Consider the following 15,090-nt stretch of genomic DNA (forward strand, 5'->3'; position numbering starts at 1 on the left):
CCCCACCCCGCAGCCCCCGCAGCTCCCGCAGCTCCCGCAGCTCCCGCGATGTCGCCCAGGAGCACCCCCGCACCGGCCACGACCCGGGGATCCGGCCCGACCAGGTCGACGCCATCGGGAAGCAGCGTCCGCAGCACCTCGATGCCGTCCGGTCGGATGCCATCCCTGGCCGCCCGCACCTGCGCCCACCCGGAGCGCGCGGCGGCATGTTCAGCTCCCGGCGCAGGTCCGTCGGACCCGGTTCGGGTGTCCGGATCGTCGGGCGGGACGGGGAGGGTGGTCCCGTCGTCGGCTCGTGACGGGCCGCCGTCCGATCCGTCTGCCTGGTCGCCTCTGTCTGCCCGGTCGCCCGATCTGCCCGGAGTGGTTTGGCCGCCCGGGCCGGTCCGGGTACCTGGACCGGCCCGGCTCTCCCGATCGGGTAGACCCGCCAGGCCGGTCAGGGCCCGCCGCAGCCATACCTGGACGGCACCGGGCGCCGGCGCCGCGTCAACCAGCCCTGCGGCGTATGCCGAGTCCGCGGTGTAGCTGCCCGGGGGCGGGGCGGCACCGGTGGCCGCCGCGACCACCCGAGGCCCGGCGAAGCCGACCGTCGCCCCGCGTACCGCGCACCGAAGGTCCGCGCGGGAGCCGATCGTCACCCAGACGCCACCGGTGGTGGGCTGGTCCGCGACGGCGATGTGACCGACCCCCGCCGCGTCCAGTGCGGCGAGCGCCAGTGCGGCCCGGGGCAGCCCGACGAGTCCGGCGACCCCTTCCTGCAGGCGGGTGCCGCCGCTGCGCAGGAACGACACCAGGGGACGGCGGCTGGCCGCGGCCGCGGTGGCGGCCTCGGTGAACCCACGTGCGTCCCGCTCGCCAAAGCTTCCCCCGTAAACCGTGAAATCCCAGACCGCGACCACGGCAGGGATGCCGGCCACCGCGCCTTCGCCCCAGCGCAGGGCCGGTCGAGCGTCGTAGTCGGGCCAGCCCAGTCGGTTGACGGCCGCAGCCGTGGCGGGCCGCAGGGTGATGCCTGCGAGCAGGGCGGCGCGCCAGTCGGCGGTCGTCTTCTGGCCCGGCCGGGTGTCGTTGTCCACGTCCGCATCTTCGCGCCCGGGGCCGACCGGATGTCCGTCGTCGCGGCCGCGGTGTCGTGGAACACGGACGGGCGCTCCCCGCCGGCGGGTGCTCGCAGGCCCGCAGGCCCGCACGCCTGGGACGCTCCGTGCCCTCGGCCCGATGGCGGCCGGGACATAGTCTTTCATCCACAGCCCCCGGGCGGGTGGGAACCCGGATCGAACCCGCTACACCGGTGCTGCGAGGGGAGCAGCGAGGGAAGCGATGCTCACACCGCTGATGGAGGAGGATCCTCGCCAGATCGGCCCGTACCGCCTGCAGAACCGGATCGGTGCCGGCGGGATGGGGACCGTGTATCTCGGTTTCGCCCCGGATCGGCGTCCCGTAGCCGTGAAGGTCGCCGCCGAGGATCTCGCCGAGGACGAGGAGTTCCGCAGCCGCTTCGAACGTGAGGTGCGGGCGGCGCTGCGCGTGCGAGGCACGGCGGTGGCCGCCGTGCTCGACGCCGACACCGAGGCCGCGGCGCCGTGGATGGTCACCGAGTACGTCGAGGGGACCAGCCTGGCCGAGGCCGTCCGGGCCCGCGGTCGGCTGGAGGACCACCTCGTCCGGGGTCTTGCCGTCGGCCTCGCCGACGCGCTGGTCGCCATCCACGCCGCCGGCGTCGTCCATCGTGATCTCAAACCGTCCAACATCCTGCTGGCCTGGGACGGACCCAAGGTGATCGACTTCGGGATCGCGCACCTGACCGACAGCGCCACGCTGACCCGCACCGGTCATGTGATCGGCACGTTGGCCTGGATGTCACCGGAACAGATGCGCGGCGAGCCGTCGGACGCCTCGGCGGACGTCTTTGCCTGGGCGAGCTGCGTGACGTACGCGGCGACGGGGCGACATCCCTTCCATGCCGAGACGCCGGACCTGCTTGCCGTCCGGGTGCAGCGGGACTCTCCCGATCTCTACACGCTCCCTGGGTACCTGCTCAACCAGGTCGCGAGGGCGCTGTCCAAGGCCCCGCGGGAGCGGCCGGACGCCGCCTCGCTGCTGGCCGCGCTGGTAGGCCGGGAGGTGCGTGGGGTCACCGAGGCCGATGCCGCCGCCGGTGACGTCCTGGAGCGGACCTGGACCGGATCGTCTCCGGTGTTCGGCGTGCCCGCCCCGTTCCCTGCGCCGGTCTCCTCTCCGTCGCCGAATCGTTCCGGTCCGCGTGTCCCCGGCGCGGGGCGAGTTCCGGCCCGGCCCGCGCCGGGGGCGGCCGGCTCGGCCGGCGGCTGGGCGCCGGATGTGCAGGGACCAGGCCCGGCACCCGGCCTGTGGCCGGTCGGACCGCCGCCACCCGCATCGGCCTTTCGGCCCGCCGTGCCATTACCCCCCGCGGCTCCGCTGCGACCGGTCGCCCCGCCACCATCGTCGGGAGCGGTTTTCCCGGGGGGGCGGGCGGATCAGGCGCCCGTGGGGCGTCGGGGCACGACCGCCGCGGACGTGGCGTCCGATCCGGGACGGTCAGAGGTGACCTATCGCCCCAGCGACCCGACTCCGCCTGCGCGTCCTCCCGATCCGTCGGCCTTCCCGCCAGCGGGTCGACCGGCTGCGCCGCGGGTCGGGCGGTGGACCGGCGCCAGGCGGGCCGAGGCGTCGCGGCGCCGGCACTGGAACAGCGGCGCGATGCTGTCGGTTCTCCTGGCGGTACTCTGGATCTTCGGGATTGGGAGTGCCGCGGCTGTCGTGGTCGGCCTGGTCGCGCGGGTTCGGATCCGCCGCAGGGATGAGCGTGGCGCCACAGTGGCGGCCCTCGGCATCGGCCTGGGTTGGCTCGGGATCGGACTAACGATGATCTTGATCGTCGTTATCCTGAAATTCGTCTAACTGGTCCGGAGGGGCCGGCCACGATCGGTGTTTCTTCCATGTGATTTCCGGCATAATGAGGGTCTCAACTTTCGTGACGTCAGACACGGGACGGCCTAGGGCAGGTCCCGGCGGTCACGCTCAGCGGCTCCCGGCGGACCCGCGCTCTGAGGGCGGCGAGGCGGAAGCCACCCTCGGTGCGACAGGTGTCCACCTCATTTGTCCTGTATCTGTCCTGTATCGACGACCCTGCCGGGTCCCCGGAGCGGGTCGAGGGATGCGCCGGACCGGCCCGTTCGATCCCACCCGCGGGCCGCCAGCGACGGCGGTGGTGCACGGCGCGTGGCGCGCGCCGTAACGCCCTCGTCAGTAGGCTCGCAGGCGTTCTGTGCAGCTCTACGTATCCCAACCCGTAACGACCGCATCCGACTGGACGGACCGTGGATCTTTTCGAATACCAGGCGAAGAAGCTGTTCGCCGAACATGGCGTACCGGTGCCCACCGGGAAGACCGCGACCACCCCCGAGGAGGCCCGCGCGATCGCCACCGAGCTCGGTGGCAGGGTCGTCGTCAAGGCGCAGGTCAAGACCGGAGGCCGGGGCAAGGCCGGTGGCGTCAAGGTAGCCGACGGGCCGGATGACGCCTTCGCGAAGGCGACAGCGATCCTCGGCATGGACATCAAGGGCCACACGGTCCACTCGGTGCTCGTCGAGGAAGCCAGCAACATCGCCGAGGAGTACTACGCATCCTTCCTGCTGGACCGGGCGAACCGCACCTTTCTCGCCATGGCCTCCCGAGAGGGCGGCATGGAGATCGAGGAGGTGGCGGCGACCAAGCCGGAGGCGCTGGCCCGGATTGCGATCGACCCGCTCAAGGGAGTCGACGCGGCCAAGGCTCGCGAGATCGCGGTCGCGGCGAAGCTGCCCGAGGCGGCTCTGGACGGCGCGAGCGAGCTGCTGGCCAAGCTCTGGACCGTGTTCGTCAAGTCGGACGCCACCCTCGTCGAGGTCAACCCGCTGATCCTCACCGGTGACGGCCGGGTCGTCGCCCTCGACGGCAAGGTCAGCCTGGACGACAACGCCGACTTCCGCCACCCGGAGCACGAGGCGTTCGTCGACGTGGCCGCGGTGGACCCGCTGGAGCAGAAGGCCAAGGAGAAGGGCCTCAACTACGTCAAGCTCGAGGGCGAGGTCGGGATCATCGGAAACGGTGCCGGCCTGGTCATGTCCACCCTCGACGTGGTGACCTACGCCGGGGAGGAATTCGGCGGCAAGCGCCCGGCGAACTTCCTCGACATCGGCGGCGGTGCGTCCGCCGAGGTCATGGCGAACGGTCTGTCGATCATCCTTGGTGACCCGGCGGTCAAGAGCGTCTTCGTCAACATCTTCGGTGGCATCACCTCCTGCGACGCGGTGGCCAACGGCATCGTGCAGGCCCTGAAGATCGTCGGCGACGTCAGCACCCCGCTGGTGGTGCGCCTCGACGGCAACAACGCCGAGGAGGGCCGCCGCATCCTGGCCGAGGCGAACCTGCCGGTGGTCAAGCCGGTCGACACGATGGACGGCGCGGCGAAGCTCGCCGCCGAGCTCGCCGCGGCCGCGGCCTGACCTGGGCGAAGGGGATTGCGAACCGATGGCTATCTGGCTTGACGAGAACAGCCGGGTGGTGGTGCAGGGCATCACCGGCTCGGAGGGCAGCAAGCACACCCGCCGCATGCTCGCCGCGGGCACGAACGTCGTCGCCGGCGTGAACGCGCGCAAGGTGGGCCAGCAGGTCGAGGGCGTGCCGGTGTTCGGCTCCGTCGCCGATGCGATGGCGCAGACCGGCGCCAACGTCTCGGTGATCTTCGTTCCGCCTGCGTTCACCAAGGACGCGGCGATCGAGGCGATCGACGCGGCGATCCCACTTGCGGTGGTCATCACCGAGGGCGTGCCGATCCACGACACGACCGAGTTCTTCGCCTACTCCCGGTCCAAGGCGACGACGCGGATCATCGGGCCGAACTGCCCGGGTATCGCGAGCCCCGGTCTGTCCAATGCCGGCATCATCCCGGCCGACATCACCCCCGGCGGGCGCATCGGCCTGGTCAGCAAGAGCGGCACGCTGACCTACCAGATGATGTACGAGCTGCGGGAGTTCGGCTTCTCCACCTGTGTCGGCATCGGTGGCGACCCGGTCATCGGCACCACGCACATCGATGCGCTCGACGCCTTCCAGGCCGATCCGAACACCGACGCGATCGTGATGATCGGTGAGATCGGCGGTGACGCCGAGGAGCGGGCCGCGGCGCACATCGAGGAGAACGTGACCAAGCCGGTCGTCGGCTACGTGGCCGGCTTCACCGCGCCGGAGGGCAAGACGATGGGCCACGCGGGCGCCATCGTGTCCGGTTCGTCCGGTACCGCGCAGGCCAAGAAGGAAGCCTTGGAGAAGGCCGGCGTCCGGGTTGGCAAGACCCCGTCGGAGACCGCCCGGCTGATGGCTGACATCATGCGGTCGTTGTAGGCCTATCCTGGTGCCGAGCCCCCGCGGGACGCGGGGTCTCGGCCGCGGGACAGGTAGGGGTCTCGGCCGCGGGGCTTCGGGACGGACATCTTCCCTTCGCTTCCGACGGCTGCAAGACTCCTGCATCGGTGCATCGACGACTCTCGTCCCCGCACCGACCGACCAGACGAAGTGGGGTTGCCGTCGTGGCACAAATCGGCGGTCGTAGCGTCGCCACCAACGACATCGGGGTGATCGCCTCCGGGGCGGTCACGTTCATCGTGAGCTTCCTGCCGTGGTATTCGGTGAGCCTGGGATTTTTCGGCCGCTCGGCGGAGGCCCACAAGAACGCCTGGGGGCTCGGGTTCAACTCCTGGTTCCCGGTGTTCCTGGTGGTCGTGGTCGCCGGTCTGGTGACGGCGCGCGTCGCCGCCAACGTCCGCATCCCGGACGTTGGTCCGGTCTCGATCCTGTGGATACTGCCAGCCGTCTCGGCATTCGCCGTCCTCCTGCTATTGATCAGATGGATTCGGTTCCCCGATGTGCCGAGCGGGGTGGATGCCGGGCCGAGTTTCGGGTTCTACCTCGCCTTGCTGCTGACGATCGTGCAGACCGTCTTCGGGGTGCTCACGGCGCTGGCGAGCGGAGCGCCCATTCCCGGCCGGCCGGGTGCCCGTCCCACCGGGCCCGGTCAGCCGGGCGCCTGGCCTCCGTATGGTGGTCAGCCGCCTTACGGCCAGCCCTACGGCCAGCAGCCCACACCCGGTTACGGTCAGCCGCCCACGGGGTACGGGCCGCCGCCGGGCTATGGGCCGCCCGCTGGCGGGTACGGGCAGCCGGTCCAGCCGGGCGGATACGGCCAGCCGTCGCAGGGTCATGGTCAGTCGCCCACGGGGTATGGGCAGCCGGTCCAGCCGGGCGGATACGGCGCGCCGCCCGCTGGCGGGTACGGGCAGCCGGTCCAGCCGGGCGGATACGGCCAGCCGTCGCAGGGTCATGGTCAGTCGCCCACGGGTTATGGCCAGCAGCCGCCTCCGCCGGGTGGTTACGGCCAGCAGGAGTCTCCTCCCGGTCGTTGATCCGATGCCCCGGCGAGTGGTTCATGACGGTCGCTCGGGGGATGTGGCGTGGGGGATGCGGTGGGTCGACCTCTCCGGCTAACCATAACTATTCGTCCTACTTCGGGCATTTCCCGCGCCGACGACGGCGTGTTGTCCGCTGAGCCGCGCATCTGCGTGCGAGCGTCCTAACGTGCCCGCCTCCATGCAGCCGCCCCGACTGCCGCGACGCCTCACCGATCGGATCTGGCAGCGGGGCGGACGGCCCTTGGCGGAGGCGGTCGCCGCGTCGGCCGCGGGCCTGATCTTCATCGAATTCGTCGTTCTGGTTGTGTGGGGAGCCGACACCGGCTCCTCCACCGGACCCGCCGCGGCTCTGCGCGTCGGAGCCGATCTGTGGCTTGCCGCTCACGGAACGACGCTGCGGCTCCCTGACGGGATCATCGCGTTCCGGCCGTTGGGCCTCGCCCTCTTCCCGCTGGCCGCGGCGCTGAGCGCGGCGCATCGGCGGGCGAGCGCGGCATCACTGCAGTCGCATGCCGTGCTCAACCGGACGCCCCTGGGCCGAGCGTCGCTGAACCGGGTCTCGCTCGGTCGGATGCCGCTGGGCCGGGTGTCGCGGTTGCGGCCCGCACGGCTCGGCGGAGGGCGCCCCGCCGCTTCGGCATCGGACCCCGGGGACTCCCGCGGGGGCCGATGCCGGTCGGATGGCGCCGCCGGGGTCCCCTGGCGGGCCGTGGCGGGCGACGTCATCGGCGTTGTGGGCGCCCAGACTCTCTTCGTCGTGGTCGTCGCGGTCATCGTGCGCACGCATTCGGTACGGCCGACCCCCGGTTCCGCGGCGCTGGGGACGGCCGCGTTCGGGATACCGGCCGCCCTGCTCGGCGCGCTGGCCGGTCGCCATCGGCTGCGCACGGCATGGCGGATGCTGCCCGTGATGCTGCGCGTCCCCCTGCTGTCCGGCGCGGCGGCGTTCATGGCGCTGCTGGCGGCCGCTGCGTTCGGGGTCGCGCTGGTGCTCGCGGCGACCGAGCCCGAGGTCGCCGCAGCCGAGCGCTCGCTCGACGTGGGCGCGCTCGGGGGTCTCGGGCTCACGGCGACCCAGCTTGCGCTGCTGCCCAACCTGGTCCTCTGGGGTCTGTCCTACGCCCTTGGACCAGGATTTCGAACGGGTTCGGGTCTGGTCCGGGCGGATGTCGTCCGCCCGGCCGATCTGCCGGACCTCCCGGTGCTGGCGGCTCTTCCGCCGAGCGCGTTGCCCAGGCCCGGGTGGCTTGTGCTGGCGCTGGTGCCCGTCGTGGCCGGAGTCGTGCTTGCTGTCATGGTCCATCGGGCGATCCTGGGACGCCGCTCCCGGGCTCGCCTCCTGACCGTCCTGCTCGGGGCGGTGGTCTGCGGTGCCCTCGTGGGTCTGGCGGTCCAGGTATCGATGGGACAGGTCGGGACCGTGACGGGTCAGGGCAACCACTATGGTCCCTCGTCCGGATGGCTGTGCGGCCTGATTGCCGGGGGGGAGACCGCGCTTGTCGGACTCCTGTTGATCGGCGGCATCGACCTGGCGGCCCGTCGGGCCGAGCGGCCGTTCGTCGCCGACGACGCGGCGGCGTCCTCATGGTGGCGCCGGCTGCAGCCATCCGGCTCATGGTCGTCAGCCCGGCTGTCACGACGACACCCCTGACTGGCCTCGCGGCCCCGCTGTCGCGGCCTCGTCGAGGTCTGTCGGTCCGCAGCTTCCCGCCCGGCGTGGATCTTTTCCCGCCCGCTCCCTCCCCGCCCGCCCGGCACCCCGTCGGCATCCGAAAACTGTCCGCGCAGCCGGTTACCGTGACCGCACTGGATCATCTTCACGGAGGTCGTCGTGGCGGTCACGGTCGCCCGTATCCGGGCTGAAGCACTCCGCCTGCGGGAGCTGGGCTGGTCCTATCGTCGCATCGCCCGAAGACTGCAGGCCCGCCATCACCTGAGCGCGCTCGTCGCGTTCCGCCTCGCGCACGGCTGGACGCAGGAGGAGGCCGCACGCCGCTGGAACGAGCGGTGGCCCGGTTCTGGGCCGGCCAAGACCGGTAAGACTTTCTCGTACTGGGAGAGCTGGCCGGCCAAGGGCGGCCGGGCGCCTTCCACGCAGGTCCTGTCACGGCTGGCTGAGCTCTACCTGTGCCGGCCGGGTGATCTGCTGGACGGGCGGGACTACGGCGAACTCGACGAGGGCTTCGAGGGAGGGGCGGGCCCCGCAGCCTCCGTCGGGTGCACCTGCGCAGCAGGCGGCACGGAGGAGGACGGGTGTGCGGGGCTGCGCTCGTTGGCTGACAGGCTGTCGTCTCCGGCGGCCTGCGAGGTCCCGTCCGCCCAGGCCCTCGACGCGTGGCTGGCAAATCTCCTCGCCGGATGGGTCCCGGCGGCATGATCGGCAGTCCCGGGCTCGGGTGGCCGCCTGGCGGGCCGCGCCCGGCGGGCGCCGGTGCGCGCGTTTCCGGTGGGGAGCGGCGGAGCTGGTCGAGTCAGTACAGTCGGACCGGCCATTGTTCCGCCGTCGTCCGCAGGTGGCGGTTGCGCAGCGGGCGGCTCGTCGCGTCGCCTGATCCTGCTTACGGAGTGTGTCTGTGTCTGCTCGTCTCGTCGTACTCGCCTCGGGAGCGGGAACCACCCTGCAGGCGATCCTCGACGCAACCGCGGACCCCGGGTTCGGCGCGGCGGTCGTGGCGGTCGGCACCGACCGCTACGGCACCGGAGCGGAACGGCGGGCCCGGGCGTCGGGGGTCCCGGTGTTCACCGTTCGTCTCGAGGACCACCCGGACCGGGATGCCTTCAACGCCGCGACGGCCGGGCGGATCGCCGAATTCGCGCCCGATCTGTTGGTCCTGGCGGGTTACATGAAGATTCTCAGTGCCCGGGTGATCGGCCGGTTCCGGGCGATCAACACCCACCCGTCGCTGCTGCCTGCCTTCCCGGGAGCCACCGCGGTGCGTGACGCGTTGGCCGCCGGGGTGAAGGTCAGCGGGGTGACGGTGCACTGGGTCGACGAAGGCGTCGACACCGGTCCGATCATCGCTCAGCGGGCGGTGCCGGTTGAGCCAGGCGATACCGAGCAGACACTTCATGCACGGATCCAGAGCGTCGAGCGAGGACTGTTCGTCGCGACGATCGGCGGGATCGTGCGGGCCGGGAGCGGCGACTCGACCCCGGCCGGACATCGACGGGGCGAGCACGGGTCTCCCGCATCGGCAGAAGTTTGGGTACAGGAGGAATCATGACGTCATCGGGCGAAGGTGTGGCCGGCGAGGGCGGGGCTGTCCGCGGATCCGAACCCGGCGAAGTGGTCCCCACCGGGCGGCGGCCGCTGCGACGGGCGCTTGTCAGCGTCTACGACAAGAGCGGGCTCGACATCCTCGCGGAGGCGTTCCTTGCAGCCGACGTCGAGGTGGTCTCGACCGGTTCAACCGCCGACGTCCTGGCCCGTCACGGGCTGGCGGTCACACCGGTGAGCACCGTGACCGGGTTTCCGGAGGTGCTGGGCGGTCGCGTCAAGACGCTGCACCCCCACGTGCACGCCGGTCTGTTGGCCGATCTGCGTAACGCCGAGCACGCCGCGGTGTTGGCCGAACTCGACATCGCTCCGTTCGACCTGGTCGTCGTCAATCTGTACCCGTTCGCCGCGACAGTCGCCGCCGGTGCGAGCGAGGACGAGGCGATCGAGCAGATCGACATCGGCGGTCCGGCCATGATCCGCGCGGCGGCGAAGAACCATGCGTCGGTCGCCGTTGTCGTCGCACCCGGCGACTACGCCGAGCTGGCCGCCGCAGTCCGCGGATCCGGATATGATCTTCCCGTTCGCCGCCGGCTCGCCGCGAAGGCGTTCGCCCACACCGCGGCGTACGACATCGCCGTGTCCTCGTGGTTCGCCGGCGTCGTCGCGCCGGACGAGGTGGCGCGGGAGAGCGGATGGCCCGACGTGCTGTCCGCGCAGTGGCACCGTACGGAGGTCCTGCGTTACGGCGAGAACCCCCATCAGCGCGCCGCGCTCTACGTGGAGAGCGACGCCGGGGGTCGGCCCGGCCTCGCCTCGGCCCGTCAGCTGCACGGCAAGCAGATGTCCTACAACAACTACACCGACACCGACGCCGCCCGCCGAGCGGTGTTCGACTTCACCGAGCCCGCCGTGGCCGTGATCAAGCACGCCAACCCCTGCGGCATCGCGATCGGCGCCACCATCGCCGAGGCCCACCGCAAGGCGCATGCCTGCGACCCGGTCTCCGCCTTCGGCGGGGTGATCGCGACCAACCGTCCGGTCTCGGGCGAGCTCGCCGAACAGATCGCGGAGATCTTCACCGAGGTCGTCGTCGCACCGGCCTACGAACCCGCCGCGGTGGAGATCCTCTCTCGTAAGCCGTCGATCCGGCTGCTGGAGTGCCCGCCGCCGCCGCACCAGCGCGGGATCGAACTGCGCCAGATCAGCGGAGGCCTGCTCCTGCAGTCGCGGGACGCCGTCGATGCGCCGGGCGACGAGCCGTCCGGATGGACGCTGGAGGCGGGATCACCTGCGGACGGGGCCCTGCTGGCCGAGTTGCGGTTCGCCTGGCGGGCGGTGCGCTCCGTGAAGTCGAACGCCATCCTCCTCGCGTCCGGCGGTGCCACCGTCGGAGTCGGGATGGGCCAGGTGAACCGGGTGGACGCTGCCCGGCTCGCGGTGACCCGGGCAGGGGACCGGGCGAAGGGGGCTGTCGCCGCGAGCGACGCCTATTTCCCGTTCCCCGACGGTTTCGAGGTGCTCGCCGAGGCAGGGGTGCGGGCCGTGGTCGAACCGGGCGGGTCGGTGCGCGACGAGCTCGTCATCACGGCTGCCCGGGAGGCCGGCGTCACGCTCTACTTCAGCGGTGTCCGCCACTTCGCGCACTGACAGCGGGCCACCCAGGCCGGTGGCACCGGCGTGTGTTCCGCCAGCCATCGGCCGAAGCCTTTGTCGAGGAGGTCGTCGGCGGCCCCGGCACGCATGTCTTCACCGGCGCATGTCTTCACCGGAATCGGCGGCCCCATCGCAGATGCCCGTCCGTACGCCGATACTCCAGTTCGATCGAAGGAGCCGGCTCCACGGTGTCGCCGATGATCCCGGTCCCGGTCCCGGTGCTCGCCACGACGCCGGGTGCCCCCGGCCCGTCGGCGCGCGTGTCCGGTCGGGCACTGGGCAGGCGTCCGGGATGCCGGTCGACCTCCGGTAGATGATCGCTGTCAGATCGATGATCGGCTTGGGACAGCGATAATCTGGCCGCGCCGGGCCGGCCTCCCGTCCGCCCGTCCGCTCCGGATGGCCATGGCGGATCGGACGGCCATGGCGGATCGGACGACTGCTGATCGGTGCCCGGTCGTCTGTCCCCGGACGTTCTGTCCCGACCCGCCGGCAGGCTGGCCTCGGTCGATGTTCCGACCGGCTCTGGTGGCTCTGGTGGTTCGTCCGTGGCGCCGCCCAACGGCGCCGTGCGCCGTTCGGTGCCCTCACTTCACGAGGCGGCGTTCGCCTCCGCGGCCGCCGAGCCCCGGCGCCCGCTGGCGCTGCCGTTGGACGTCGTTGCCGTTGGGCTGGCCGCCGCCGCGAGCGCACCGCCGGGCTGGTCGCCGTTCGGCACATAGCGCTGGGCTACCCAGTCCAGGGCGTCGCGCCAGCTCGCGCCGTAGAGCACCGAGATCCGATCCGCCGTCTGCCTCGCCAGCGCCTGGACGAACACCCGGTCGTCGCTGTCCAGGTGTCGGGCGTCCCCGAAGGTCTCCCAGGCCCGGAACATCAGTTCCTGCAGCTTCTTGCTGTGTGGTGATTCGTCTGTCACGTCACGCTCCATCCCACTTGGGCACTGCGGCCGGAAGTCTGCCCTAAGCCTGCATGATGCCTATAGGTGGGGGTGCTGCATATTGTGCGCGTGATGTGTTCGGATGGGGTAATCGTATCCTTGGTTGCTGGCATGTGATATAGGGAGGTCATCCCCGCTTCAGCAGGTCGTGGCATCGAGCAGATCACCGTCGTGGAGGATCCGCCGCCCGACGGGCCGGCCGTTCACCCGGGCCACCCGTGCGCCGCCCCGGCGTGGCCCCGGCGCCGCCCCGGCGTGGCCCCGGCGCCGCCCCGGCGTGGCCCCGGCGCCGCCCCGGCGTGCGCCCGTGCGCCCGTGCGCGCCGATGCTGCAGGCGGCCTACCGTATGTCCGTAAGGACCGATGCCCTGGTTGGATTGGTGTTCGATGCATCCTGCACCCGGGTGGAAGTCGTCGCCGATGGCGGCGGGGACGCCACCATGTCCCGTACGGGACCATTGTCCAGCAGGAGATCTCGACCGCTGCCGGAGGCGAGGGTGACCGACGCGGTGCGCCGCTCTGGCCCGGCTCGACCCGGGGATGATCCAGGCCGCCCCGGGCCGGGGGGGCGGCACCGATCCGGCGGATATTCCGGCGGATATGAGGCGCCCGATCCCTGGGCGGAGCGGGCAGAGCTGCCGCCGCGCCGCGCTGGGGCGGAAGCGGACCGGCGGCGTCCGTCGTGGCCGGGCACCGCCCGCGTTGACGTCTTCCGTCCGAGCGAGGATCGTGACGAGCGCCTTCCTGCCGAGTATCGCGGGTTGCGCCGGTTCGACCGTCCCGTTCCGCCGACACCGGCCCCGCCGGCCGCCCCGGGTCAGCCCGGATCGTCCCCACCGGAGCGGGTCGCGGGCGACGGCATCCCATCGCACGACCCGTGGCGTTCGGTGTCCTCCCCGCTGGTCGGCCTCGGGGAGCACCGGAAGCCGGCGGTCGGTGCGGAGCCTGGGCCACCCGTGGCAGGGACCATCTCCGGATCCCGGAGAACACCGGTCCCAGCTGCCTCCCCGCCGCCACCCGTCACGCCCGGCGCATCCGCCGGGCCCGGGCCTGCCGGGCCCGGCAGGCGTGGCGACGGGGGCGGGATCGGCGGCTGGCTACGGCAGGAAGCCACCCTCGCGTTGGTGCTCGCCGGGGTCACCGTCGGGCTGATGCTGGTCTTCCAGGACAGATGGCGCCGAGGAATGGTGGTCGTCGGCGTGGTCCTGGTGATGGCCGCTTTGGCCCGTCTGGTGCTGCCGGCACGGCGGATCGGCCTGCTGGCGGTGCGAGGACGGGTCTTCGATGTGAGTATTCTCCTCCTGTTTGGAGTATCTATGATAATCCTCACATTCGCCGTTCCCTACGTCGGCCCGTGACGGGTTAGCGCAGGCCGGTCATGGTGCGCCGTATCGCCAGACGGGTCAGGGAACTCGTCGGGATCGTGCCGCGGCCCAGCCCGATCTCGACGAGCATGTCGTACAGCTCGGTACGGGTGCGGGCGGCCCGCACCGCCGCCTCCATCAGTGTGCGGCGCCGCCCGGCGAGACCGGCGAGCAGGGCCGTGTGCCGCAGATGCCGTCCCAGCTCCGCGTCGAGAGCGCGTCGGTAGACCCGGCCCGCGGCAGCCGGGTGCGCCGCGCGGACGGCGGCATGCCCGGCCAGCGACCCCGACAGCACCGCGTAGTAGATGCCCTCCCCGGTCAGGGGGTTGATCAGGGAGGCCGCGTCCCCGGCGAGCAGCACGGGACCGTTCGGCTGCCGGGGGCGATGGGTCGACAGCGGCAGATGATGGGCCCGCAGCGTGGCCGGGTGCGCCGGTGTCTCGGGCAGCATGCGGGCGAGCGTGCGACGCAGGACGGTCTTGGCACTCGTTCCGTCCGTCCCGCCGGCCAGCCGGGACCGCAGCATCCCGTAGCCGATGTTCGCACGGCCGTCGCCGATCGGGAACGACCAGGCGTAGGCCGGCCAACCCTCGTCGGTCATGTGGATGAACTGTTCGAGGGGGCCGTCGCCGAAGGCGACGTCGGTGTAGGCCCGCACGGCGATCGCCATTGCCCCGGGGGGGTTACCCGGCAGCCCGAGCCCGCGGCGTACCGCGGAGTTTGCGCCGTCCGCGCCGATGACGACCCGCGCCGTGAGCGAGCCGTTGACCACGACGACCGGCTCCCGTCCCCGACCGTCCAGGCGCGGCCGGTCGGTAAACTCCAGGGAGCGCACACGCCGCCGGATCAGCTGAGCTCCACGTGCCTGGGCGGCGGCCACGAGACGGGCGTCGAAGACCTCCCTGGGTACCACGTAGTTGGCTCGGGCCGAGGGAGTGGCCACCTCGGCGCCCCCTGGGGTGCGCAGGCGCATGCGGTCCACCGGCCGGTACCCGGCGACCGCATCGGTCACGCCGAGATCACGCAGGACGTCCAGGCCGTGTGGGGCGATGCCGTCACCGCAGGTCTTGTCCCGGGGGAACTCGGCGGCGTCGGCGATGACGACGTGTGCGTCCGGGCGTTCCCGCAGGGCGCCCAGAGCCGCTGCGCTGCCGGCCGGGCCGCCCCCGACGACAAGGACGTCAATCGTACGGGAAAGCAGGTCGACAGCCTCGTCCACGCGCACGATCGGGGTGGCGACGGTGATCGTGTCAGCATCCTTGACCGGCCCCGCCGTCACGTATCGTGGTCCTGCGGTTCCCGCGTTGTCACGTCTCTCCGCCCGTTCCCGCGGACCTGGGCCGTCTCCCGGGGCCACGCCGTCTCCCGGGGCCACGCCGTCTCCCGGGGCCACGCCGGATTCTCGGGTATCCGTGGGGGCGTTCTCTCCGGGGCGCTCGTCACG

At 71.8% G+C, this 15,090-nt stretch carries 12 protein-coding genes; 9 read left to right on the top strand and 3 right to left on the bottom strand.

Annotated features, from left to right (window positions below):
- On the bottom strand, positions 1–1,079 hold a 1,079-nt coding region (locus AC08OO_RS18035; RefSeq protein ID WP_476618804.1), incomplete at its 3' end, for a carboxyl transferase domain-containing protein.
- A 244-nt stretch (positions 1,080–1,323) separates the two neighbouring features.
- Between AC08OO_RS18035 and AC08OO_RS18040 the strand changes: the two genes are divergently transcribed.
- The 8 genes from AC08OO_RS18040 (at position 1,324) to purH (ending at position 11,340) form a co-directional block, all read left to right on the top strand.
- On the top strand, positions 1,324–2,925 hold the full coding sequence (locus AC08OO_RS18040; protein WP_476618805.1) for a serine/threonine-protein kinase: 1,602 nt from the start codon (positions 1,324–1,326) through the stop codon (positions 2,923–2,925).
- A 419-nt stretch (positions 2,926–3,344) separates the two neighbouring features.
- Positions 3,345–4,511 (top strand): ADP-forming succinate--CoA ligase subunit beta, encoded by a 1,167-nt coding sequence (sucC, locus tag AC08OO_RS18045; protein ID WP_011435104.1) that lies wholly within the window; start codon positions 3,345–3,347, stop codon positions 4,509–4,511.
- Between the two features lie 25 nt (positions 4,512–4,536).
- Positions 4,537–5,409, top strand: coding sequence for a succinate--CoA ligase subunit alpha (sucD, locus tag AC08OO_RS18050; RefSeq protein WP_011435105.1), 873 nt, complete (start codon positions 4,537–4,539; stop codon positions 5,407–5,409).
- A 185-nt stretch (positions 5,410–5,594) separates the two neighbouring features.
- Positions 5,595–6,467, top strand: coding sequence for a hypothetical protein (locus AC08OO_RS18055; RefSeq protein ID WP_476611449.1), 873 nt, complete (start codon positions 5,595–5,597; stop codon positions 6,465–6,467).
- Positions 6,468–6,639: 172 nt separating this feature from the next.
- Positions 6,640–8,124, top strand: coding sequence for a cell division protein PerM (locus AC08OO_RS18060; RefSeq protein ID WP_476618806.1), 1,485 nt, complete (start codon positions 6,640–6,642; stop codon positions 8,122–8,124).
- Between the two features lie 180 nt (positions 8,125–8,304).
- Positions 8,305–8,850 (top strand): helix-turn-helix domain-containing protein, encoded by a 546-nt coding sequence (locus AC08OO_RS18065; protein ID WP_476610291.1) that lies wholly within the window; start codon positions 8,305–8,307, stop codon positions 8,848–8,850.
- Positions 8,851–9,046: 196 nt separating this feature from the next.
- Entirely contained in the window at positions 9,047–9,697 is a 651-nt protein-coding gene (gene purN, locus AC08OO_RS18070; protein ID WP_476610292.1) for a phosphoribosylglycinamide formyltransferase, read from the top strand.
- The gene (gene purH / locus AC08OO_RS18075; protein ID WP_476610293.1) at positions 9,694–11,340 is read left to right on the top strand and encodes a bifunctional phosphoribosylaminoimidazolecarboxamide formyltransferase/IMP cyclohydrolase; all 1,647 of its coding nucleotides are present in this window, start codon (positions 9,694–9,696) and stop codon (positions 11,338–11,340) included. Before purN ends, purH begins: the two co-directional genes overlap by 4 nt.
- A 598-nt stretch (positions 11,341–11,938) precedes the next feature.
- Here purH and AC08OO_RS18080 read toward each other — a convergent pair.
- Positions 11,939–12,262, bottom strand: coding sequence for a hypothetical protein (locus AC08OO_RS18080; protein WP_476608103.1), 324 nt, complete (start codon positions 12,260–12,262; stop codon positions 11,939–11,941).
- A gap of 976 nt (positions 12,263–13,238) precedes the next feature.
- Here AC08OO_RS18080 and AC08OO_RS18085 point away from each other — a divergent pair.
- Positions 13,239–13,640, top strand: coding sequence for a DUF3017 domain-containing protein (locus tag AC08OO_RS18085; RefSeq protein ID WP_476608104.1), 402 nt, complete (start codon positions 13,239–13,241; stop codon positions 13,638–13,640).
- Positions 13,641–13,644: 4 nt separating this feature from the next.
- On the opposite strand, the gene AC08OO_RS18090 is transcribed toward AC08OO_RS18085, so the two are convergent.
- Positions 13,645–14,925 carry an NAD(P)/FAD-dependent oxidoreductase gene (locus AC08OO_RS18090; protein ID WP_476610294.1) on the bottom strand — a complete coding sequence of 427 codons (1,281 nt, stop codon included), beginning with the start codon at positions 14,923–14,925 and terminating at the stop codon, positions 13,645–13,647.
- Positions 14,926–15,090: the final 165 nt, after the last annotated feature.

The organism is Frankia sp. CeCAU1, from assembly GCF_977971845.1.